Here is a 21,196-nt window from a genome sequence, read left to right on the forward strand (position 1 = left end):
TGATCCCCAGCGCGACGACCCGACAACAGTGGCCAGCACGACAACCTGCGAAAGGTTCTCGCCAGTCTTATTGCCACAAAGCGAAAGTTTCCGGCCACACCTGCTCTCACCAGGAGAAGCTGTGTCTCAGCCCGAGAACGTGTGCCGGTACTCGTTCGGGGAGATCGAGAGGATGCGCTGGAAGTGCATCCGCAGGTTCGCCCCGGTGCCGAGCCCCACCTGGTCGGCGATCTGCTCGATCCCCAGGTCGGTGTTCTCCAGCAGCTCCCGGGCGAGGTCGACGCGGGCGCGGAGCACCCACTGCATCGGGGTGTACCCGGTGTCCTCGACGAAGCGCCGGGAGAATGTGCGCACCGAGACTCCGGCGTTCGCGGCGAGCTGGCCGAGGGTGAGCTCCTCCCCGATGTGCTGCAGCGCCCACTGCCGGGTGTCGGCGAAGACGTCGCCGAGGGGCTCGGGAACGCTGCGGGGCACATACTGCGCCTGCCCGGCACTCCGATAGGCTGCGGCGACGAGACGGCGGGCGACCTGGTTGGACAGGCCCACACCGTGGTCGCGCCGAATGAGATGGAGACAGAGGTCGATCGCCGAGGCGGCCCCCGCCGAGGTGAGCAGCTGACCTTCGTCGATGAAGAGGACGTTCTCGTCGACGTCGATCGTCGGATAGCGGCGGGCGAGCGCCTGCGCCGTCGACCAGTGGGTCGTCGCCCGACGGCCGTCGAGGAGACCCGTGCGCGCAAGGACGAAGGTGCCCGTCGACAATGCTGCGATCCGCGCGCCCCGCTCGAAGGCGGTGAGGAGTCCGCCGATGACAGCGGCCGGGGCCTCCCCTGCGACCGCCGAGGAGGCCCCGGGGATGAGAATCGTGTCGGCCTCGGCGAGCGCCTCGAGCCCGTGGTCGACGGCGAAGGAGAGTCCGTCGGCTCCGGTGACCGTTCCGGGTTCGACCCCGCACACGGTCACCGAGTAGGGCCAGCCACCGGCGGTCGTCGCCGTCCCGGGCACCTGGCCGACGCTGTTCGACTCGGCGCCGAAGACCTGCACCGGGACGCCGAGGTCGATCGCCGAGACCCCCGCGAGCACGAGCACGGCCATGCGGTGAGGTTTCGGGCGCGGGGTGCGCCGTGCTGAGGGCAGCAGTGCGTCGGCAGTCATCGTGCCCTCCAGTCTAGGCACTCACCTGGGCCTGTCGGCGTAACCCCGGCAGGCGTCGGACCGGGAACCCCGGCGGGGGTCGGGCCGGGGGCCACGGCTCGCGCCGGGGCGAACTCGGTCTCCGTCGTCGCCGTGTGTTCGGCTGCGGTCGCCTTCGCCCGTGCGCGCAGTCAGTACGCGTAGCTGCCGGGGACGATTCCCGGCAGGGTTGCCACGCCGATTCCCCCGCCTGCGACGAGACCGCTGCCTACGGTCCCGGCGTGGAGTCCGACGGGTGCGGCGGCTCCCGACCCGGCCCCTGCCGGAGGGGCCGCGCCCGCACCCACCGCGGGATTCGACCCCGCGGTTCCGGCAGGATTCTCCGTCCCTGCACCGGCCGGTGCGCCGGCGACACCGGCAGCGCCGGGGGCCTCGACGGTCCCGGTCCGCGCCTCGGCAGCACCGGTGAGCGGCCCGGGGGTCACCGCCTTCTCGGGCAGCGCCGATGGGGTCGGGGGGACCACCTCGGCGGGGACAGCCTCGGTGATGGCTTCGAACATCGCCAGGGTGCCGTGCTGGGCGGCCAGGGACACGGGTTCCGGATCGGAGGAGAGCTTGACGCCCACGGTCTGCGTGGCACGGTCGATGTAGAGCATCTGCCCGTGGATGCCGATGCCGATGACGACGTCTCGACTGGCCGAGGGCACCCAGAACTGGCTCCGGTACATCCCGCCGGGATACGACTGGCCGGAGGCGGATTCGGCGAAGACCTGCGCCGAGTCAGGACCGCCTGCGAAGATGTCGTCGACCCAGGCCTCGGAGACGACGCGGGTGCCGTCGGCGTTGACCCCGCCGCGGGCGATCATCTCGCCGAAGCGACCGAGGTCGCGCAGGGTCGTGCTGATGGCGCCGTCGGCGATCGAGCCGCCCCATCGGTCCTGACAGACCTGCGCCGCGTGGGCGGCACCGATGCGCGACCACACGAATTCGCTGGCGACGACAGCGAACGGGCGTCCGACGACGTTCTCGCACACCCAGGCGAGCACGTCGGTCTCACAGCTGCGGTAGACGAAGGAGGACCCGTGTTCGCGTTCGCTCGTCAGCCCGGTGAGGAAGTCCTTGATCCCGTGCGCCGAGGTGGGGGTCCGCGGCGCGAAGTCGACGGCCTCGAAGAGCCTGCGGATCTCCGAGCCGTCCTCGAGGTACTCCTCGGAGAACTTCACGCCCGAGCGCATATCGAGGAGGTCGCGGATCGTGGCCCCGGCATAGCCGCTCTTGCCGAGCGCGGGAACATGGGTGGTGACGAGGTCGTCGACGCGGAGCAGTCCCGCATCGGCGAGCGCGCCGACGACGATCGAGACGATCGACTTGCTCACGGAGAAGAGCATGTGGCGCCGGGCCGGCTTCATCGGCCACGCGTACTCCTCGGCGATCGCGACCCCGCCGCGGGTGACGAGCCAGGCGTCGGTGAAGGTGTTGGCGAGGACGTCGCCGACGGTCGTCCAGCCTTCGTCGTCTGCCGCGGTCCACTTCTTCGCATCGATCGTCAGCGACCGGAAGTCGTTGTCCTGCGAGATGTACTCGCACACGGAGCCGATGCCGCGCGGGATCCCGGCGCTGGGGAAGATCTCCTCCATCCGGGTGAGCGCGAAGGCGAAGTACTCCGGCCACTTCCAGGAGTCGAGGTCGATGCTCTCGAGGATCGCCTCGGACGGGTCGACGATCGCCTCTTCGCTCGCCGAGGTGAGTTCGCCGACGTGGGGCAGCGGCCGCTTCCCGGGTCCGCCGGGTCCCGCCGCACCGGAACCGGAGCCGGCCGCGTCATCGCCGGTGGGATCCTCGCCGAGGCGGTCCGTGCCGTGCGAACGGTCCGTGCCGTCCGAGCCCTGGCCGCCGCGATCGCCGCTGCCTCCGCGGTCCGTGCCTTCGCCCGCCGAGGCGTCGGTGGCCTGCGTGCGCTCGGCATCGGACTTCTCGTCGCCGTCGATGCCCTTGGTGTTGCCCGACAGCGCCCCGATGCGTCGGGTGGCGGGGTTATGAGTCAGGCTGTGGAGCACCTTCTTCATATCCGCCATCTCTGCCTCCGTCTGTGGTCTCATGCACCGCCGAGCCTACCTCCCGGACATGGACGGCAACAGCCTCCGGAGCCTCAGATCGTGAATCCCACGGCCTCACCGGCTGAGACGGAACGCTGTCACCAGGAAGGACACGCGCGGCAGTTACCTATCAGTTATTTAACTTACAACCATCCGACACGAGAAGTTCAGACCCGCGTCGCGGACGGTTCGCCGCAGCGCTCACGCGCCCTCGCCCGTGTCTCCCCGTTCACCGCGTCTCGTCGAGGCTCGTCTCCGACGGCGCCCTGGTGGACCGGAGGACCGCAGCGAGAGCCGGGAAGACGAGGACGGTGCACGCGCCGGCGAGGACGAGGAGGGACCCGATGTCGGCGGTGAGCAGACCGGAGCTCTCAGCCAGGGAGGTCACGGCGACGATGATCGGCAGTCCCGTGGCCCCGTAGAGGCCCACCTGCGCCTGCTCCCTGAGACCGCTGACGCCGGGGGTGATGCAGAGGAAGCGCTCACCGAGCATGAGCGGCAGACCTCTGAGCAGCAGGATCGCTGTGAAGAACCAGAGGAGGGTGAGGGGCTGTTCGGCGACGGCGGCCAGGGCGATGCCCATCCCCGAGTAGACGAAGAAGACGGGGATGAAGAAGGAGAACCCCAGGGTCTGGAGGCCGACCTCGAGACGTTCGACCGCCTCGGCGGGGGCGATCCGCTTGACGAGCATGCCGGCCATGAACGCACCGAGGACGACGTCGAGGTCGAGGAGGGCGGAGAGGAACATCAGGGCGATGAGGACGAGCATGATCGTGCGCAGCACGAGTTGGGAGGTGCCGCTGGCGCCGTCGATCATCGCCCGCTGCAGGGAGGGGATGCGGCTGCCGAGGTGGAGGGGGATGACGACGGTGAGAGCCATGATGACGACGAAGGCGACGAGGATGAGGGCGCTGAGGGAGAAGCTGCGTCCCGAGAGGAGGAGGGCCATGGCGAGCACGGGGCCGAGCTCGCCGACGGCGCCGTGGACCATCGTGCCCGCTCCCACGGGGGTGCGCAGGACCCCTGCGCTGGTGAGGATCGGCAGGAGCGTGCCCAGGGCAGTCGAGGTGAGGGCCAGGCCGATGGCCGCCCAGCCGAAGAATCCGAGATCACCGGCGAAGAGTGCGGAGAAGCCGACGGCGAGGGCGAAGCTCACAGCCCAGACCAGCCACGAGAGCCTGCCCTGCCGCGACTTCATCGCCTGCGGGTCGATCTCGAAGCCCGCGAGGAGGAAGAGGAGGCCGAGTCCGATCTCTGAGAGGAGGCCGAGGCTCTCTGACGGGTGGGCGAGTCCGAGCACGGAGGGACCGATGAGGAGACCGCCGAGGAGGAGCCACACCGTGTCGGGCACCCATCCGCGGGTGAGCCTGGCCAGCAGCGGCGAGACGCAGACGACGGCGACCATGAGGACCAGCGGTGCGAACTCTTCTGCGGTGTCCATAGCGCTCAGGGTACAAGCCGGATCGGGCTGCGGACCGTTCGCCGCGGAACGGTGACGCGAATGTGATCGGGTCGCCGTCCACCCCGTCAGGCTCTGCCGGCCGCCCCGGAAGGTCGGCTAGTCTCGTGGGCACAGGGTCCCGTGGCACGGGGACCCCTCCACCCGATGCGAGGAGTGACACACGATGCCCGTGATCCAGATCGACCCCGACCGCTCGGCCGACTGCCTCACGATCGGCTGGCGACTGCCGGCCGGCGCCGACGCTGTGTGGGCGCATCTGCAGGACGTCGACGCTCTCAGCGAGTGGCTCGGGCGACCGCTGACCTTCGACAGCCGCCTCGGCGGTGAGATCATCGTCGACCATGCCGACAGCTACCTGTGCCGGTCGGAGGTCCTTGCGATCGACGGCCACTCCGCAGAGATGACGTGGTCGTTCCCGGACGAGCCGACGAGCCGGATCTCCGTGGCGGTCGCCGCCGGCGATCTCAGCGGAGAGGGCGTGGAGGGCCCGTCGGCCGACGGCACGTCCGCCTCCGGACCGTCAGCCGACGGCACGTCCACCTCCGGGCGGTCAGCCGACGGCGGCGACGAAGAGCCTGCGAGCGTGCTCACTCTGCGTCACCTGGGCCTCGGCGACCTCATCGACTCCTACGCGACGGGCTGGCTCACCCACCTGAGCTTCTTCGAAGCGTCGCTGGCGGGCACGCCGCTGCCGTGGGAGCAGTTCTGGCCGCTGTGCGAGACCTTCGATCGGCTCCTCGACCGCACGGGTCGCTGAGCGGCTCAGGCGCTGACGGTCAGGCCAGCTGATCGACGAACCCACACGAGCGAACGGCGCCTGGTCACCGGTCGATGACGACCCACATCGTCGTCGAGTCCTCGTCGGAGACGAGCACGAACCGCCGGCTCGAGGACAGAGATGCGAACTCGGAAGTCTGCTTCTCAGAGACCTCTCTGCCCGTCGCCGCTTCATAGAAGCGCGTCGTCCCGGCGTCGGTGACGACGACGAGACCGAGGTCGGGCAGCACTCCCTGACCGCCCCACGGCATGCCGAACTGGGCGTCGTCCTCCGCGGTGGGAGCAGAGACGGTCCTCACGTCGCCTGCCGACCAGACGGTCCTTCCCGTCCGTGCATCGAGCGCGTCGACCGACTTCTGCAGCCCGGGCACGATGACGAGGGGGCCGTCGGGCCCGTCGACGGGGGCGGTCTGCGGGGCGCCGGGGAACCCGAGGGAGTCGAGGCCCGCCTCAGGGGCATCCGCCGTCCATGCCTTCAGTCCACCGGTGGAGCCCTGGTACTTGATCGCCGAGGCGTAGAGCTGGGGCTGGAGGCACGTCGGCTCTCCCTGCGGGGTGAACGCGGGTTCGACTGCGCACACGGGCTCGACGATGTCCTCCATCGTCGCCTCGGTCTGCGCGCCGGCGCCCTGCGTGCCCGAGCCCTGAGTGTCGGCGACCGCCATGACCGGATCCGTCGACTGCGGAGGGGCGGCGGGCAGGTCGAGGACGGCGGTGCGCGTCACCGCGGCCGAGAGCGGATCGTCGGGGTCCTCGGCTCCGTAGACGTAGAGGGCGGACGCCGGGTCCGTGGTGGGTCTGACGTCGTAGTAGTCGACACCCGTGTCGTCGACGGTGCGCGCGGTCTCGAGCGAGATCGTCGAATGCTCCCCCGTCTTCAGGTCGATCCGGCTGAGCGCGGATGTCCCATCATCGTCCCAGGACAGGTATCCCGTCGACCGGTCGGGTGAGATGTTGACCGCTGTGCCGCCGAACGTCCGGGCTTCCTCGCCCAACGACAGCGCAGGCCAGGCTTCCTTCCCCGTGCGGGGATCGAGGGCGACGACCATGAGGTTGCCCTCCGGCGACGTCGGCTCACACCCCGAGTCCTCCATCCCGAGGTAGGCGAGGAGGATGAGGTCGCCCTCGCCGAGGTTGGGGCTCACTCCCGTGGTCTGCGACCCGAATCCCGTGGCCGGGTGGCAGGTGCCCTCATCGCCGGGCACCGTGAACGACCACTGCTCACTGCCGTCCGACCACGCGTAGGCCGTCGTCGTGCCCGAGTAATCATGGATGATGACGTTCTCACCGGCCAAGTATGCCTCCGCCCCGCCGCGCTCGTCGTCGATGAGGGTGTCCCTGCTCCACAGTTCGCTGCCGGTCGCGTCGATGACGCGCACCTTCTGGGCATTCCAGTCGGTGATGAGCGCACGGCCGACACCGTCGTCGACGACGACGGAGGACAGGGAGTCGAGCTCGATCGGGTCGCTGAGGGTGGGGACGGTGGTGGGAGTCGGTGTCTGCTCAGTGGACGGAGCAGTGGCACTGCAGCCGGTCGCCGCCAGCAACGTCGCAGCCGTGACGGCGAAAACGGCGCGCAGGTTCATCGGGGAATCCTCACATTCATGAGCTGATCGTAGTCCACGTGTAGTCACGTTGTCGGGCAATGGTCGAGCGCCAGCTGTCGGCGGTGTGGATCCCGCCCGGTCCCGCACCGATGATCTCGTGTCACCACCGGGCTCTACGATGAGCCCATGAGTCCGTCACCGCGCACCGTGGGCATCGTCCTCTTCGAGGGCTTCGAACTCCTCGACGTCTTCGGTCCCGTCGAACTGCTCAGCGTCGTCCCCGACGGCTTCGCCATCACCTACCTCGCGGCGAGCCCGGGACCGGTCCGGAGCAGTCAGGGCGCCGAGGTGGTCGCCACCGACTCCCTGTCCGACTCCCTGGCATCGGGGTCGGTTCCCGACATCGTTCTCGTGCCCGGCGGAGGCGGAACGCGAGGACTCGTCGACGACCACGACTTGCTCGACCTCATCGCCGCGTGGGCGTCGCGGGCCTCCGTTGTCACCTCGGTGTGCACCGGTTCGGCGGTGCTCGCAGCGGCCGGGCTGCTCGAGGGGTACCGGGCGACGTCGAACAAGCGGGCCTTCGCTTGGGCGTCGGCGCAGGGGACGGACGTCGAATGGGTGCCGCACGCCCGCTGGGTCGAGGACCGGGACCGGTGGACGTCGTCGGGCGTGGCGGCGGGCATGGACATGACTGCCGCGCTCATCGCCCGCCTGGTCGGTGAAGAGGCGGCGACCACTGCTGCCCGCACCGTCGAACTCGAGGTCCACAGCGATCCGGACTGGGATCCCTTCGCCGAGCACTACGGGCTCGGGATGTAGGCCATGGGGCGCGGCGGCATGACAGACCGTAGTTGGGACGAGGTGCGTGCCACCTGCGGGCGCAGCTTCGGCCGGGATGCCGCCACGGGCCGAACGCCCGATCAACCTGCCCCCACGGACTGCCTCACACGAGACCGAGGTCCTCCGCGACCCGGATCGCCCGCGCTCGCGAATCGACGCCGAGCTTGGCGAAGACGTTGACAAGGTGACTCTTGACGGTCGCTTCGGTGACGAAGAGCTCCTGCGCGATCTGCGCATTCGAGGCCCCGGTGGCGAGCAGGGCGACGACCTCACGTTCCCGGCGGGTGAGCTGCGGACCGGGATTGCGCATCTGCGCGATCGCCTTCGCGCTGATCTCCGGCGGAAGGTAGGTCTCGCCCCGGGCCGCGCGCTCGATCGCCACGGAGATTTCGGTCGGTTCGATGTCCTTGAGGAGGTAGCCCGCCGCGCCGGCGCTCAAGGCTGCGACGATCTCCGCATCATGGTCGAAGGTCGTGAGGATGAGCACCGCGGGTGGTGTCGGCATGTTCCGCAGAGCCGTAGTCGTCGCGATCCCGTCCATGCCCTCACCCAGACGCAGGTCGCACACGACGACGTCAGGGCTCAACCGCTCGGAGAGGGTGAGCGCCTCTTCCCCACTGCCGGCTTCTCCGACGACCTCGATGTGCTCGGGAACGTCGATGACCGCGCGAAGCCCGGCCCTGACCACAGGGTGGTCGTCGACGAGGATGACCCTGATCGTCATCTGCGCCCTCCTCGCGGAAGCGTCGCCGAGATCGCGAAGCCCGCTCCCGGGGCGGTCTCGATGTCGAGCTCGCCCCCGAGTTCACGCATCCGCGAGGCGATGAAGTCGAGTCCGAACCCCGAGTCGGTCTTCCGCGTCCGAGTCTGTGGGTCGGCCAAGCCGACGCCGTCGTCGACGATGTCCATTCTGATCGAATCGCCGAGGTCGCTCAGGCTCACGCGCACGCGTGTGGCCTGCGCATGCTGACGGACGTTGGCGAGCGCCGACTGCGCGGTCCGCAGGAGGGCGACCTCCGCCTCGGCGGGCAGGGCCGGCCAAGTCTCATCGACGGTGAGGTCCGCCAGGATCGTCGTATCGGACTCGAGCCTGCTGAGCAGGCGGCCGATGGCCGCGGGCAGGGCGGCATCCTCGAGTTCGGCCGGGGCGAGTGCGGCGATGATCCGACGGACATCGCGCGACCCCTGGGCGGCGAGATCCTCGACCTGTCGCAGCACCTGCGCGGCATGGGCGTCTGTCGTGCGATCCGCCTCGGCGTGGGAGATGAGGCGGATCGAGGAGATCTCCTGGGCCACGGTGTCGTGGATGTCCCGAGACACCCGGGTCCGCTCCTCGATCTCTCCCGCATGACGCTGGGTGAGGGCGAGTTCGTCCTGGACGTCGAGGAGGCTGCGGTGGGCGGCCTCCAGCGACTGGAGCAGCTCCTCGCGTCGGCGTCCCTCCCGGAGGAGTTCGATGTATCCGCGGGAGAGCCCGAGGGCGAAGACCGCGCCGATGAGGGAGCCGATGACCGCGGGAGTGCTCACGCTTCCGTGGTGGATGAGCGGTGCCGCGACGGTCGCGAGGTAGGTCACGGCGGTGAAGACGACGGCGATGGGCAGGGAGAAGAGGTGACCGGCGAGCAGCCAGAGGAGGAACGCGACCCAGATGAATTCGGCGGAGACGACGAGCATGAGCAGCCAGATCGCGGCGAGGACGAGCAGCCACCATCGGGCGAGGTCGACCGAGCCGCTGCGGGCGGCCCGCACCGCGCCGAACCCGTACCAGGCGAGGAGGACGAGACTGACCGCAACCACTGCGAGAACCGGGGCTCCCGCAGTGATCGCCCGGAGGCTCGAGATCACGGTGAGGACGACAGCGATCGCGTGCTGACCGATCTCCATCGTCCGCGCCGTCCACCTGTGTGGGCCCACTGCTCCTCCTTCTCCCCCACCGTCAGGATAGTCGTCGGGGCGGCCCGCCGCGGCGGCCGAACCTGCATCCGCAGGCGTCCGCGCGTCTTCTGCTGCGGCCGCGGACCGCCCCGGTTGGGTCCCGACTGTCACCGGGCGTACCCAATCGGACCGCCGGTGCGGGCGGAACCTTCCTCGACTGCGACGTCGGCCCCGACCGCGAGGCCGACGTTCGCGCGCGATACCAGCTGGGCGGTGGTGCTGTCCTCGCCGCGGGTTCCCGTCCCCGCATCCGGCGCGAACTCGGTGATCGCCCGGTCCGGCCACCAGATCCGGGGACCGGCGAGCGCGATGATCGCGGGCACGATGACGGTGCGGACGAGGACCGTGTCGACGAGGACGCCGACGCCGACGATGAGCCCGAGTTGGCCGAGCACCATGAGCGGGAGCATACCGAGGGCGGCGAAGACCCCGGCGAGGACGATGCCCGCGCTCGTGATCACCCCGCCGGTGTGGGCGAGGGCTTCGATGATGCCCTGCCTCGACCCGTGGAGCGCCGACTCCTTCTTCGCCCGGTGGGAGAGGAAGATCGAATAGTCGATGCCGAGGGCGACGAGGAAGAGGAACGCGAGGATCGGCACCTGCGCGTCGATCGCCGCCTGCCCGAAGAAGACCCTGCTCAGCGCCGACCCGAGGCCGATCGCCGCCGCCGTCGAGGCGACGTTGACGACGAGGAGGGTGAGGGCGACCAGCGGTGCCCGGAGGATAGCGAGGAGGACGAGGAAGCTGATGGCGAGGATGAGCGGAGCGATCGTCGCGAGGTCCCGGGCGTTGCCGTCACGGGCGTCGAGCTCGGTCGCCGCGGCCCCTCCGACCTCGGCGTGCGCGCCGTCGACCGCGTGGACCTGAGAGCGGATCGTCTCGACGAGGGCGAGTCCCTCCGGGCTGTCGGGTTCGTACTCGCCGGTGACCATGATCTTCGCGATCCGGTATCCCTCGACCGTCGCCTCGTCGACGGTCCCGGCACGGACGACCCCGTCGATGCCCGAGACCGCGTCGACGACCTCGTCGGCCTCGCCCGCGTCGGCGACGATCCAGATCGGCTGGGATTCCCCGGGCGGGAAGTGCTCGCCGAGGACGTCGAGTCCCTGGGCGGACTCCGACTGCACCCTGAACTTCTCCGACTGGTCGAGACCGACGGTCGTGCCGATGAAGCCGGCTGCCATGACCGCGAGGAGGGCGATGCCGACACCGAGGTGGATCCCCGGGCGGGCGACCACCCGGGTGGCGATGGCCCGCCAGAACGTCGGCGTGGTCGCACCCTGGGCCGAGCCTCGGGAAGCGGCGGCACCGCGGTCGGCAGCGGCACCGCGGTCGGCAGCGGCACCGTCGGCCGCCTCGGCGGGGTCGGCATCGTCGGCGGGACGCGGGACGAAGGGCCAGAACACGCGCCTGCCGCAGATCGCGAGGACGGGCGGGAGGGCGAGGAGGACCGCGCAGGCGGCGATGACGAGGCCGGCGGCAGCGGTGATGCCGAGTCCGCGGGTGCCGGGGATGACAGCGAGGACGAGGCTGAGCAGTGCGAGGACGACGGTGAGGTTCGAGGCGAGGATCGTCGTCGCCGTGTGCCGCCATGCCGTGGCGAGTGCGAACCGATGATCCGGGTGCCGGGTGAGCTCCTCGCGGTAGCGAGAGATGAGGAGGAGGGCGTAGTTCGCGCCGGCCCCGAAGACGAGCACGCTGATGATGCCGGCGTCGAACTGCAGATCGAGACCGTCGCCGATCGCCCCGGTCACGCGCCCGGCGAGTCCGTCGGCGGTGCCGATGACGATGAGCGGCAGCAGCCAGAGGATGGGCGAGCGGTAGGTGACGATGAGGAGGAGCGCGACGATGGCGATCGTGACGATGAGCAGGGTGAAGTCCGCGCCGTCGAAGGCTGAGGCGATGTCCGCGCCGATCGCCGGCCCACCGGTGACGAGCAGCTCCAGTCCCGTGTCCTCGAGCGCCTGCGCACCGGGATCCGCGGCGATCGTCCTCCGCAGCTCGCCGACCGTCTCGGCCGTCTCCGTGTTCGTCTGCCCGACGGTGATCGGCACCATGAGCAGGGCCGCCTCACCGTCGTCGCTGACGATCGGACCGCCGACCGCTTCACCGTCCTCGCCGAGGCGGGACCCCAGCTCGCCGAGCGCGTCCCGGTCCGCGGCGCTGAGCGTCGCGCCGCCGGGGCGGGAGGCGACGACCATGACCGACTGCTCGTTCGCGCCGGGGAACTGATCGAGGACCGCCTCGGCGCGCGCGGATTCCGAGTCCGGCGGGGCGGACTGCGTGGGACGGTCCTCACCGGCTCCGGAGAGGAGGCCGAAGAGGACGGTGACGAGGAGGACGAGGGCGGCGAGGACGAGCCAGGCGCCGCGTTTCGACACGAGGACCGTGCCGGTGCGAGTGAGCAGATTCTTCATGCCTCCAGCTCATCAGGGCAGGGGCACCGGGCACATCGCGTGTCGGTTGAGACTTCGTCTGCAACTTTCGATGGGGATATTCGCCGGGGAGACGAGGTGCTTCAGCCTGCTGAGAAGCGTCCGAGGCGATGCCGGCCGCGGGGCGCCGACCGAGCCGAGGTCAGTCGATGACGGCGCCGGCGGACTTCATCTCGGTGAGCGCCTGAGCACTCGAATCGGCGCCGACGCCGGCGATGAGGTCGGTGAGGACGCGCACGCGAAGGCCCTCGCTGAGACCGTCGAGGACGGTTGCGCGCACGCAGTGGTCGGTGGCGATGCCGACGACGTCCACCTCGGCGACGTCGAGCCTCTGCAGGAGATCGCCGAGGCGGTCCCCCGTCTCCGTCGCCCCTTCGAACGCGGAGTAGGCGGGCACCCCCTGACCCTTGCGCACCATGTGGGTGATCGGGCTCGTCGTCAGCAGCGGGTCGAAGGCCGCACCGTCGGTGTCGGCGACGCAGTGGACCGGCCACGAGTCGACGAAGTCGGGGTCCGCCGCGAAGTGCCCGCCATTGTCGTTCTCCCCGTCATGCCAGTCGGCGGACGCGATGATCGCGTCGTAGTCCCCGGCATACTCGCCGAGGTAGTCGGAGATCCTGGTCGCGACGGCATCGCCGCCGGTCACCGCGAGCGCTCCGCCCTCGGTGAAGTCGTTCTGGACGTCCACGATGAGAAGTGCCTTCGCCATCCAACGAGCATAGTCGCTCCGGACCGACGATGGCAGGGGTCGTGGTCGGCAGCGTCGAAGGGGCGGGTCAGTGCCGGCAACCCCGGCGGGGCGGGTCAGGGTCGGGGAACTCCTCGGCGCTCCGAGCTGCGGCGCGGCCACCCCGATCGGGACAGGGCAGCCTCAGATCCACCCGGCGGCGGCGAAGGCTCGCCGATAGATCTCGTGGATGACGGCCTGTTTGCGCGCGTTGTAGCCCATCGTCGTCTCCCCCGCGGCGTTCGCTTCGTCCGCGGCGCGCAGCTTCGCCTCGACGTAGCGTTCCCGATCCTCCGGGTTCGCCGTCAGCCACTCACGGAAGACGCGGTGCCGGGCGACTTCCGGGCAGTGGGGGCCGAAGACGTGGAGATTGCTCAGGGGCAGTTGCTGGATGCCATCGGGGTCCTGGTGCCGGAAGGCCCGGTGCTCATACCAGCCGGGTTCGCGGATGACGAGGTCGTAGCCCGCCTCGGCGAGCGCCGGCCGGTAGGCGTCCTCGTCACGGGGGTCGGCGACGACGAGGTCGATGTCGATGACGGGTTTCGCGACCAGACCCGGCACCGAGGTCGACCCGATGTGCTGGAGCGCGAGGACGCCCTTCCCGAGCGCACCTCTGATCGCGACGGCCAGCGCCTCGTACTGGGCGGCCCATGCCGGGTCGTGGTCGACGACGGCGATCTCGGCCCGGGGGCTGGGCTTGACCCACAGGTCGGGGTCGTCGATGTCGTTGAAGACGACGATGTCAGCGGGGTCGACGTTGGTCGGATCGGCGGCTGTCATTCCGTCGACTCACCGGCCGGGACGTGAGCTGACCGTCTGTCTGACCAGTAGGCCTGGGAGAAGTGCCGCCGCCGGTCGAGCGGCAGCTCGCGGCGCAGGCCGTGGCGGACCGCAGAGACGAGCCCCCGCTCCCCCGCGACCCAGACGTAGAGACCTGCGGGGCCGAGTCCGAGGTCGCGCACATGGTCGATGAGCGCCTGACCGCGGGATCCGGTGCTGCGCACCCACGTCCAGGTCGCGTTCGCCCGCTGCCGCTGCGGGATGCCGTCCGTGTCACCGTCGTCCTCGATGATCGCCGTGGCCTCGACCTCATCGGGAATCCATGACAGCCACGAGTTCACCGCCGGCACGGTGCTGAGATCGCCGAGGAGGATGAGGCGCTTCGTATCCCGCGGCAGATCGAGGCGGTCCGGGGTGACGCAGGCGTTGATCACCGTTCCCGGCTGCGCTGCCTGCGCCCACCGCGTCGCCGGGCCGAAGGCGGCCTCGCCCGCAGTGCGGTGGTGCGGGAGTACGAGGTCGAGGGCGAACGACCCGGATCGGATGTCGACGTCGACGAACGTGTAGTCGCGGCGGCTGACACGGCCGGATCCGCGTGCGGGCCCCGGGTGGTCGGTGGTCGCAGCGTCGCCGTTACCTGCCTTCGCGGACCCATCGCCGGCCTTGGCGTCGGCACCGGCCGGAGACTCGGGAACCCACAGTCGCACCCACGCCGTGGGATAGACGTCGGTGAGATCGTGCAGGAGGTCGTCACCGGTGAAGTGGATGCGCCGGTAGCGATCGCTGAAGTCCTCGACTCGGGTGACGACGACCTCACGGTCGGTGCGGTGCCTCAGGCGCCTGATGCCGCTCGGCCAGGTGACCATGGTCAGCTCCTGTCGGCTCGGTTCGATCCGGTACAGACAAGGCTACTCCGCCCACCCTGTGCCGCGGGAGGCTTCGGGGGCTGATCACGGACGTTCGTCCGCCTCGGCGAGGAGACGCCTCGGCGAGGGGGAACGGGTCGGCGAGAGGGCAGGACCCGCGAGCGCGACGGTACGGCGGTACCGGGACGCCCCCGGCCCGATCAGCTGCGCTGGGCTTCGCGGACAGCGTCCTTGCCTTCGCGGAACCCGCGCTTCTCCGCCTTCCGGGCCGCCTTGTCCGCGGCCTTCGCAATGGCGTGGCGCGTGTCCTCGGTGCCGACGATGACGAGGAGTCCGCCGAGGGCGGCGAGGTTCTTCGCGAACTGCATCTTCTGCGCCGAGGCCTCCGGCTCCTCGTCCTCCCAGAACGCGTGGCCGGCAAGGGTCGTCGGGATGAGCGAACCGGCGAGGGCGAGCGCAGAGAGTCGCGGCTTGATGCCGAGCAGCAAGGTGGTTCCCGCGGCGAGCTGGATGCCGCCGTTGATCCGGACGAGGAGTTCGTCATCGTCGGGGAGCACCGGCACGTACTCCCGGATCTTCTCCAGCGTCGGCGCGGCCATCTGCACGCGCCCGCCGGGCTTGGTCAGCGCGCCGTAGCCGCCGATGATGAAGATCGGTGCGGTCGCCATGCGTCCCACGGTGCGCAGCAGCGATGATCCCAGTGCCATGAGCGTCTCCTTCGTCGGGTGGTTCGAGGTGTCCGCCGAGGTGGTGCCGACCGCCTCGGCGACGAGGTCGTTCGGGGCTTGAGCCTATAGGAAGGAATGACTGAGCTCAATGCTCTGGTGGGGAAATCTCGTAGGCGCGCCGACCTGCGGATTCATTCCTCGGCGGGTGCCGAGTTCCGACGAGGCGGCTTGACGTCGACCTCCGGCTGCCGCCGGAACTGCCCGGTGAGGACGAGGACGGGGACGACGACGGCGGAGACGAGCCACCCGGAGACGCCGAGGACGGTGACGAGAGCCATGTCCGGAGTCGGGGAGTCGGCGCTGAGGACGAGAGCGAGCAGCATCCCCGACGAGGCGTTGAGAGCGGCGTGGGCGAAGACGGCCGGCCACAGGGACCCGGTGCGCAGGCGCAGCCACCCGAAGAGGACGCTCAGGGCTATGCAGCCGCCGACCATGAAGGCGAGGCCCGTGAGGTCGGGACGGCCGAAGTTGTAGCCGAGGAGGATGAGCGGCGCGTGCCACAGCCCCCACACGAGACCGATGAGGAGCAGCGCCGGCCATGTGCCGAGCGGCCGCAGCGAGGTGAGCAGCCATCCGCGCCAGCCGACCTCCTCTCCGAAGGCGAAGAGCGCGGTCGCCCCGGTGTTGACGACGACGATGACGAGGAAGACGGCCACCGCTGCGCCCAGGGGAAGCTCCTCGAGTCCGGGCAGTGCCTGCTGCTGGGCGGAGAATCCGGAGAGTCCGACGAGGTCGAGTCGCATCCAGCCGAACGCGCCGGCGAGGAGATAGGTCGCAAGGACGAGGAGGTAGGTGGCGAGTACCGCCAGGCCGGTCCCTCCGAGCACCCGTCCGACCGGATAGAGGGGCCAGAGGCCGAGGCGGCGGGGAATGCTCGCGAGCGGTTCGCGGGCCCGCCTGCGTTGGACGATGAGCGCTGCGATGGTGCCGAGAAGCGGAGTGAACATGAGCGCCTGGCCGGTGAGCTGGACGAACGTGAGGTCGCTCAGTCCCTTGCCCGAGAGCCACAGCGGCAGGCAGACGAGCCAGCCGAGACCGACGGTGACGACGAGGAACACGCCGACCTCGACCCACGGGACGCGGGTGGGCACGATCGGGGGCGCAGACTCCGCGGACGGGCGCGAGCCGGGCACCGCCTCGGCGGGGGTGGATTCCCCCGTGGGGACGGGACGCTCAGCGGCAGGGTCGGGGGCGCTCATCGGATCCTCCTCGCATCGTGACGTCTCGCTGACCTCTGCCTCCAATGTACGGCGGAGCGTCGGCGACGTCCTCCCCCGCGCGGATGACCGAGGCCTCCGACGCGCAGGCGAAGCCGCGCCCCTGGTCAGCTCCCCGGTCGGCTACGATGAGCGGGTCCCACAGTGATTCGCGCAAAGGTGCCGAAATGACAGAACAGTCCCCGCAGACCCCTCGCCCGCCACAGTCCCCACGGTCGGGAGCCCACCTCTCCGACGGAGATCATCTCTCCGTCCTCGGCTACAGCGACTCCTTCGAGCGGTCGATGAGCGTGTGGGCGAACTTCGCGCTCGGGTTCACCTACCTCTCGCCGCTCGTCGGCGTCTACTCGCTGCTCGCGGTCGCCCTCGCGGCCGGCGGCCCACCGTCGATCTGGTGGATCGTCATCGTCGCCGCAGGTCAGATGCTCGTCGCCCTCGTCTTCGGCGAGGTCGTCTCCCAGTTCCCCATCGCCGGCGGGATCTACCCGTGGGCGCGGCGGCTCTGGGGCAAGCGGTACGCGTGGATGGCAGCATGGGTCTACATCTGCGCGATGATCGTCACCATCACCTCGGTGGCGGAGTTCGGGGCGGGCTTCGTCGCGAGCCTCTTCGACTTCGAACTCACCCGCAACGTCACCCTCGTCCTCGCGCTCGCACTCCTCGTCCTCGCGCTGGCGATCAACTTCAGCGGCACGAAGTGGCTGGCCAGGATCGCGCGCATCGGCCTCTTCGCCGAGCTCATCGGCGTCATCGGGCTCGGCCTCTTCCTCCTCATCTTCGAGCGCAAGCATCCGTTCTCCGTGTTCTTCGATGCGATGGGCGTGGCCGGAGACGGCAGCTACCTCGCCGCGTTCATGGGCGCTGCCGTGGCCGGGCTCTTCCTCTTCTACGGGTTCGAGGCCTGCGGCGACGTCGCCGAGGAGGTCTCCAACCCCGCCCGCGGCATTCCCAAAGCGATGATCATGACGATCGTCGTCGGTGCGGTATCCGCCCTCTTCTCCTTCGGCGGGTACGTCCTCGCCGCCCCCAACCTCGATGAGATCGTTGCAGGTGAGGTCGTCGACCCGATCCCCTCGATCCTCGAAGGCAGCCTCGGACCGGTCGGTGCGAAGCTCTTCCTCCTCATCGCGATCCTCGCGTTCATCTCGTGCGTGCTCAGCCTCCAGGCCGCCGCCTCGCGCCTGATCTTCAGCTTCGCCCGCGACGGGATGATGCCCGGCCACCGGTGGCTGTCCCGAGTCGCCGAGGGCACGAAGGTCCCCCGCAACGCCCTCATCGTCGCGTGCACCGCGCCCGCGCTCATCTGCGTGCTCATCTGGTTCAACGACGGCATCCTCGTCGCGGTCACCTCGTTCGCGATCCTCGGCATCTACCTGAGCTTCCAGATGGTCGTCCTCGCCTCCCTGCGCCAGCGCGCCAAGGGGTGGAAGCCGGCGGGTCCGTGGTCGCTGGGAGCGTGGGGAATCGTCGTCAACGTCCTCGCGCTCGCGTACGGGATCTTCGCGATGATCCTGCTCGCCCGGCCCGGCGAGTCGGGGGCGTTCTTCGCCGACTACGTCGTCCTCATCGGTCTCGTCGTCGTCCTCGCCGTCGGGTTCCTCTACCTCTTCATCGCGCGTCCCGACCGGAAGTCGGATGCGCCGGAGGGTGATGCCATCGCCGTCGCCGAGGCGATCCGCGCCCACCGCCGCGACTGACCTCCCAGCGGGGCGGGGACGCGGCGCGGGCGCATCGCCGCAACCGCTCGGTTTCGATCCGCATGGCATGGATCGATCCGTACCGTGCGGATCGAAACCGAGCGGTTGTGCCGCCGTCGCAGGGCCGGCCGGACACGGCACGGCGGACCACCTCGGCGAACCACCCAGGCGGACCACCTCGGCGCCTCCACATAAAAATTCATTCCCCTGCATAACAATTCGACACAGGCACCTCGGGACGGCTACAGTGAGGGGCATGTCGAAAGTTCTCTCCTCCCTGCCCATCGGTGAGCACGTCGGGATCGCCTTCTCCGGCGGCCTCGACACGTCCTGCGCGGTCGCGTGGATGCGTCACAAGGGCGCGATTCCGTGCACGTACACCGCGGACATCGGCCAGTACGACGAACCCGACCTCGAGGGCGTGACCGCTCGGGCCAAGGAGTACGGCGCCGAGATCGCGCGCTTCGTCGATGCCAAGCGCCTCCTCGTCGAAGAGGGCTTCGTCGCCCTCCAGTGCGGGGCGTTCAACGTCCGTTCGGGCGGGAAGACCTACTTCAACACGACCCCGCTGGGTCGGGCGGTGACGGGCACGATGCTCGTGCGCGCGATGAAGGAGGACGGCGTCGACATCTGGGGCGACGGTTCGACCTACAAGGGCAACGACATCGAGCGGTTCTACCGCTACGGGCTCATGGCAAACCCGAAGCTGCGGATCTACAAGCCGTGGCTCGACTCGGCCTTCGTCGAGGAGCTCGGCGGTCGGCAGGAGATGAGCGAATGGCTCGTCGCCCACGGCTACCCCTACCGCGACTCCGCGGAGAAGGCGTACTCGACGGATGCGAACATCTGGGGTGCGACGCATGAGGCGAAGAGCCTCGAATTCCTCGACGCGGGACTCGACATCGTCGAACCGATCATGGGCGTACCCGCCTGGCGCGACGACGTCGAGGTCGAGACCGAAGAGGTCACCGTCCGCTTCGAAGCCGGTCGCCCGGTCGCGATCAACGGCGAGGTCTTCGACGACCCGGTGGCACTCGTCTACAAGGCCAACGAGATCGGCGGTCGGCACGGGCTCGGCGTCTCCGACCAGATCGAGAACCGGATCATCGAGGCGAAGTCCCGCGGCATCTACGAGGCCCCGGGCATGGCCCTGCTCCACATCACCTACGAGCGTCTCCTCAACGCCATCCACAACGAGGACACGATCGCGCTCTACCACGAAGAGGGGCGCCGGCTGGGGCGGCGGATGTACGAGGGCCGGTGGCTCGACCCGCAGTCGCTTATGCTCCGCGAATCCATGCAGCGGTGGGTCGCCTCGGCGATCACGGGCGAGGTGACGCTGCGCCTGCGCCGAGGCGACGACTACACGATCGTCAACACCGAGGGCCCCAACCTCTCCTACCACCCGGAGAAGCTGTCGATGGAGCGCGTCGGCGACGCCGCATTCGGACCCGAGGATCGGATCGGCCAGATGACGATGCGCAACCTCGACATCGCCGACTCCCGCGCCCGCCTCGAGCAGTACGCGGCGATGGGCATCGTCTCGGGCCCGACCTCGGAGCTCGTCGGATCGCTCGAGGCCGGAGGCGCCGAGGAGATCGCCAGCACCGATGTCGACGTCGATGCCGCGACCGACCGGTCGGGCCTCTCGGCCGCGTTCGACACCGGCACGGACTGAGATCCGCGGCCCGCCGGGCGTGACCTGTGCCTGCGATCGATGGGCCGTCGGCGTCGTCCGGCACCGGTGCAGCTGCCGGGCGACGCTCACACGGAGGACCCGCCTCGAATGGGTATCGGATTTCGAGGCGGGTCCTCCGCTTGTCTGCTTATCTGCGCTGACCGGTCGGGTGCGCGTGCCCCCTCCCGTGATGGCACCGGCTGTTCGTGCTCCCCTCTCGGAATCGCGCTCGCGAGGAGGATCGGAGTCGACATCTCCGTGATTCTCGAGCCTGATCCTCCTCGCGGGCGCTGCGCTCATGCAGACTGAAGCCATGACCACGGAAGGCGCGACCGATTCCCGAACCCTCGCCGAGGTGATCGACGCCGAACTCCGTGCCCGCGCGGATCCCGCTCGCGCTGAGAAGGAGAAGGCGTACCTCAAGAGCGCGCTCACGCACTACGGGGTGAGCGTTCCCGACACCCGCGCCGTGGTCACGGACGTGATGCGCGGCATCGACTTCGACCACGATGCGGTCGTCGGTCTGGCCACGGAGCTGTGGTCCGGACCGGTCGGCGCACGCCCGTCGGCGGCTGTGCGTCAACTGCGCTCGGTCCCGATCTACGAACGGCGATCGGCGGCGGTCATGGTGCTCATTCGGGGGAAGGGCCACCTCAGCGGCGCGGATGCCGATCTCATTGAAGCCTTCATCCGGGAGGCCGGAACCTGGGCCCTCGTGGATCCTCTCGCCGGCGATCTCGCCGGTCCTCTCGCCGATGCGAGCGGCGAGTTCGATCAAGTGCTCGAGAGATGGGCGGTCGATGAGGACTTCTGGGTGCGGCGGGCGGCTCTGTTGGCCCACCTGCGGCCACTGCGCGTCGGGGCCGGTGACTTCGAGCGCTTCTCGCGCTTCGCCGACGCGATGCTCGAGGAGCGTGAGTTCTTCATTCGCAAGGCGATCGGCTGGGTCCTGCGCGACACCGCGAAGAAGCGGCCTGACCTCATCTTCGAGTGGCTGCTGCCGCGGGCGCACCGCGCCTCAGGTGTGACGGTCCGGGAGGCGCTCAGACCGCTGTCGCCCGATCAGCAGACCGCGATCCGCTCGACACACCAGAGTGGACGCTCGTCGCACGCTTAGCAGCACCCCGCACCTTCGACGACACATCGCCCCGACAGCACAGCCCCGGAGGCGGATCTGGTTCGAAACGCGACGCGATATCGAACCGGATCCGCCTCCGGGGCGCTGGCAGACGGGCGCCGGGCAGGCGGCCGCGCGTGGACGGCCGCCCGGCCGC

17 protein-coding genes are annotated in these 21,196 nt (G+C 69.7%); 5 read left to right on the forward strand and 12 right to left on the reverse strand.

The window, feature by feature from the left end; translation table 11 throughout:
• Nucleotides 1-126 precede the first annotated feature (126 nt).
• The 3 genes from ACQ1RG_RS02005 to ACQ1RG_RS02015 form a co-directional block, all read right to left on the reverse strand.
• On the reverse strand, nucleotides 127-1,155 hold the full coding sequence (locus ACQ1RG_RS02005) for a GlxA family transcriptional regulator (RefSeq protein WP_009381015.1): 1,029 nt from the start codon (nucleotides 1,153-1,155) through the stop codon (nucleotides 127-129).
• Between the two features lie 170 nt (nucleotides 1,156-1,325).
• Nucleotides 1,326-3,233, reverse strand: a complete 1,908-nt coding sequence (locus tag ACQ1RG_RS02010; RefSeq protein ID WP_223289905.1) for a serine hydrolase domain-containing protein — start codon at nucleotides 3,231-3,233, stop codon at nucleotides 1,326-1,328.
• A gap of 226 nt (nucleotides 3,234-3,459) precedes the next feature.
• The gene (locus tag ACQ1RG_RS02015) at nucleotides 3,460-4,671 is read right to left on the reverse strand and encodes a cation:proton antiporter (RefSeq protein WP_009381018.1); all 1,212 of its coding nucleotides are present in this window, start codon (nucleotides 4,669-4,671) and stop codon (nucleotides 3,460-3,462) included.
• Between the two features lie 184 nt (nucleotides 4,672-4,855).
• Between ACQ1RG_RS02015 and ACQ1RG_RS02020 the strand changes: the two genes are divergently transcribed.
• Complete coding sequence (locus ACQ1RG_RS02020) at nucleotides 4,856-5,449, forward strand: hypothetical protein (RefSeq protein ID WP_009381019.1); 594 nt, start codon at nucleotides 4,856-4,858, stop codon at nucleotides 5,447-5,449.
• 64 nt (nucleotides 5,450-5,513) lie between these two features.
• Here the strand turns inward: ACQ1RG_RS02020 and ACQ1RG_RS02025 are convergent, their stop codons facing one another.
• A complete protein-coding gene (locus ACQ1RG_RS02025; RefSeq protein WP_009381024.1) occupies nucleotides 5,514-7,055 on the reverse strand; it encodes a PQQ-binding-like beta-propeller repeat protein in 1,542 nt (513 codons plus the stop codon).
• 147 nt (nucleotides 7,056-7,202) lie between these two features.
• Between ACQ1RG_RS02025 and ACQ1RG_RS02030 the strand changes: the two genes are divergently transcribed.
• Nucleotides 7,203-7,838, forward strand: a complete 636-nt coding sequence (locus tag ACQ1RG_RS02030) for a DJ-1/PfpI family protein (RefSeq protein WP_009381026.1) — start codon at nucleotides 7,203-7,205, stop codon at nucleotides 7,836-7,838.
• A gap of 124 nt (nucleotides 7,839-7,962) precedes the next feature.
• Here ACQ1RG_RS02030 and ACQ1RG_RS02035 read toward each other — a convergent pair whose 3' ends face one another.
• From ACQ1RG_RS02035 to ACQ1RG_RS02070, 8 genes are all read right to left on the reverse strand, one after another.
• Complete coding sequence (locus ACQ1RG_RS02035) at nucleotides 7,963-8,583, reverse strand: response regulator (protein ID WP_009381027.1); 621 nt, start codon at nucleotides 8,581-8,583, stop codon at nucleotides 7,963-7,965.
• Nucleotides 8,580-9,773: a sensor histidine kinase gene (locus ACQ1RG_RS02040; RefSeq protein ID WP_231882288.1), complete on the reverse strand. Its 1,194-nt coding sequence runs from the start codon at nucleotides 9,771-9,773 to the stop codon at nucleotides 8,580-8,582. The genes ACQ1RG_RS02035 and ACQ1RG_RS02040 overlap by 4 nt, the downstream gene beginning before the upstream one ends.
• Nucleotides 9,774-9,901: 128 nt before the next feature.
• Nucleotides 9,902-12,211 (reverse strand): MMPL family transporter, encoded by a 2,310-nt coding sequence (locus ACQ1RG_RS02045; RefSeq protein WP_063251020.1) that lies wholly within the window; start codon nucleotides 12,209-12,211, stop codon nucleotides 9,902-9,904.
• A gap of 160 nt (nucleotides 12,212-12,371) precedes the next feature.
• The gene (locus tag ACQ1RG_RS02050; RefSeq protein WP_009381031.1) at nucleotides 12,372-12,938 is read right to left on the reverse strand and encodes an isochorismatase family protein; all 567 of its coding nucleotides are present in this window, start codon (nucleotides 12,936-12,938) and stop codon (nucleotides 12,372-12,374) included.
• A 162-nt stretch (nucleotides 12,939-13,100) separates the two neighbouring features.
• Complete coding sequence (locus ACQ1RG_RS02055; protein ID WP_009381032.1) at nucleotides 13,101-13,736, reverse strand: GrpB family protein; 636 nt, start codon at nucleotides 13,734-13,736, stop codon at nucleotides 13,101-13,103.
• Nucleotides 13,733-14,602 (reverse strand): siderophore-interacting protein, encoded by an 870-nt coding sequence (locus tag ACQ1RG_RS02060; protein WP_430600455.1) that lies wholly within the window; start codon nucleotides 14,600-14,602, stop codon nucleotides 13,733-13,735. Before ACQ1RG_RS02060 ends, ACQ1RG_RS02055 begins: the two co-directional genes overlap by 4 nt.
• A gap of 200 nt (nucleotides 14,603-14,802) precedes the next feature.
• On the reverse strand, nucleotides 14,803-15,309 hold the full coding sequence (locus tag ACQ1RG_RS02065; RefSeq protein ID WP_009381036.1) for a DoxX family protein: 507 nt from the start codon (nucleotides 15,307-15,309) through the stop codon (nucleotides 14,803-14,805).
• Between the two features lie 152 nt (nucleotides 15,310-15,461).
• Complete coding sequence (locus tag ACQ1RG_RS02070) at nucleotides 15,462-16,529, reverse strand: CPBP family intramembrane glutamic endopeptidase (RefSeq protein ID WP_131247879.1); 1,068 nt, start codon at nucleotides 16,527-16,529, stop codon at nucleotides 15,462-15,464.
• A 185-nt stretch (nucleotides 16,530-16,714) separates the two neighbouring features.
• Here ACQ1RG_RS02070 and ACQ1RG_RS02075 point away from each other — a divergent pair, with 185 nt between their 5' ends.
• From ACQ1RG_RS02075 to ACQ1RG_RS02085, 3 genes are all read left to right on the forward strand, one after another.
• Nucleotides 16,715-18,244 carry an APC family permease gene (locus ACQ1RG_RS02075; RefSeq protein ID WP_131247877.1) on the forward strand — a complete coding sequence of 510 codons (1,530 nt, stop codon included), beginning with the start codon at nucleotides 16,715-16,717 and terminating at the stop codon, nucleotides 18,242-18,244.
• A gap of 256 nt (nucleotides 18,245-18,500) precedes the next feature.
• Nucleotides 18,501-19,922: an argininosuccinate synthase gene (gene argG, locus ACQ1RG_RS02080; protein WP_009381039.1), complete on the forward strand. Its 1,422-nt coding sequence runs from the start codon at nucleotides 18,501-18,503 to the stop codon at nucleotides 19,920-19,922.
• Nucleotides 19,923-20,235: 313 nt separating this feature from the next.
• Nucleotides 20,236-21,039, forward strand: a complete 804-nt coding sequence (locus tag ACQ1RG_RS02085) for a DNA alkylation repair protein (RefSeq protein ID WP_260984428.1) — start codon at nucleotides 20,236-20,238, stop codon at nucleotides 21,037-21,039.
• The last annotated feature ends 157 nt before the right edge of the window (nucleotides 21,040-21,196 follow it).

The sequence above is a fragment of the Brevibacterium sp. K72 genome, from assembly GCF_050562175.1.
GTDB lineage: Bacteria > Actinomycetota > Actinomycetes > Actinomycetales > Brevibacteriaceae > Brevibacterium > Brevibacterium casei.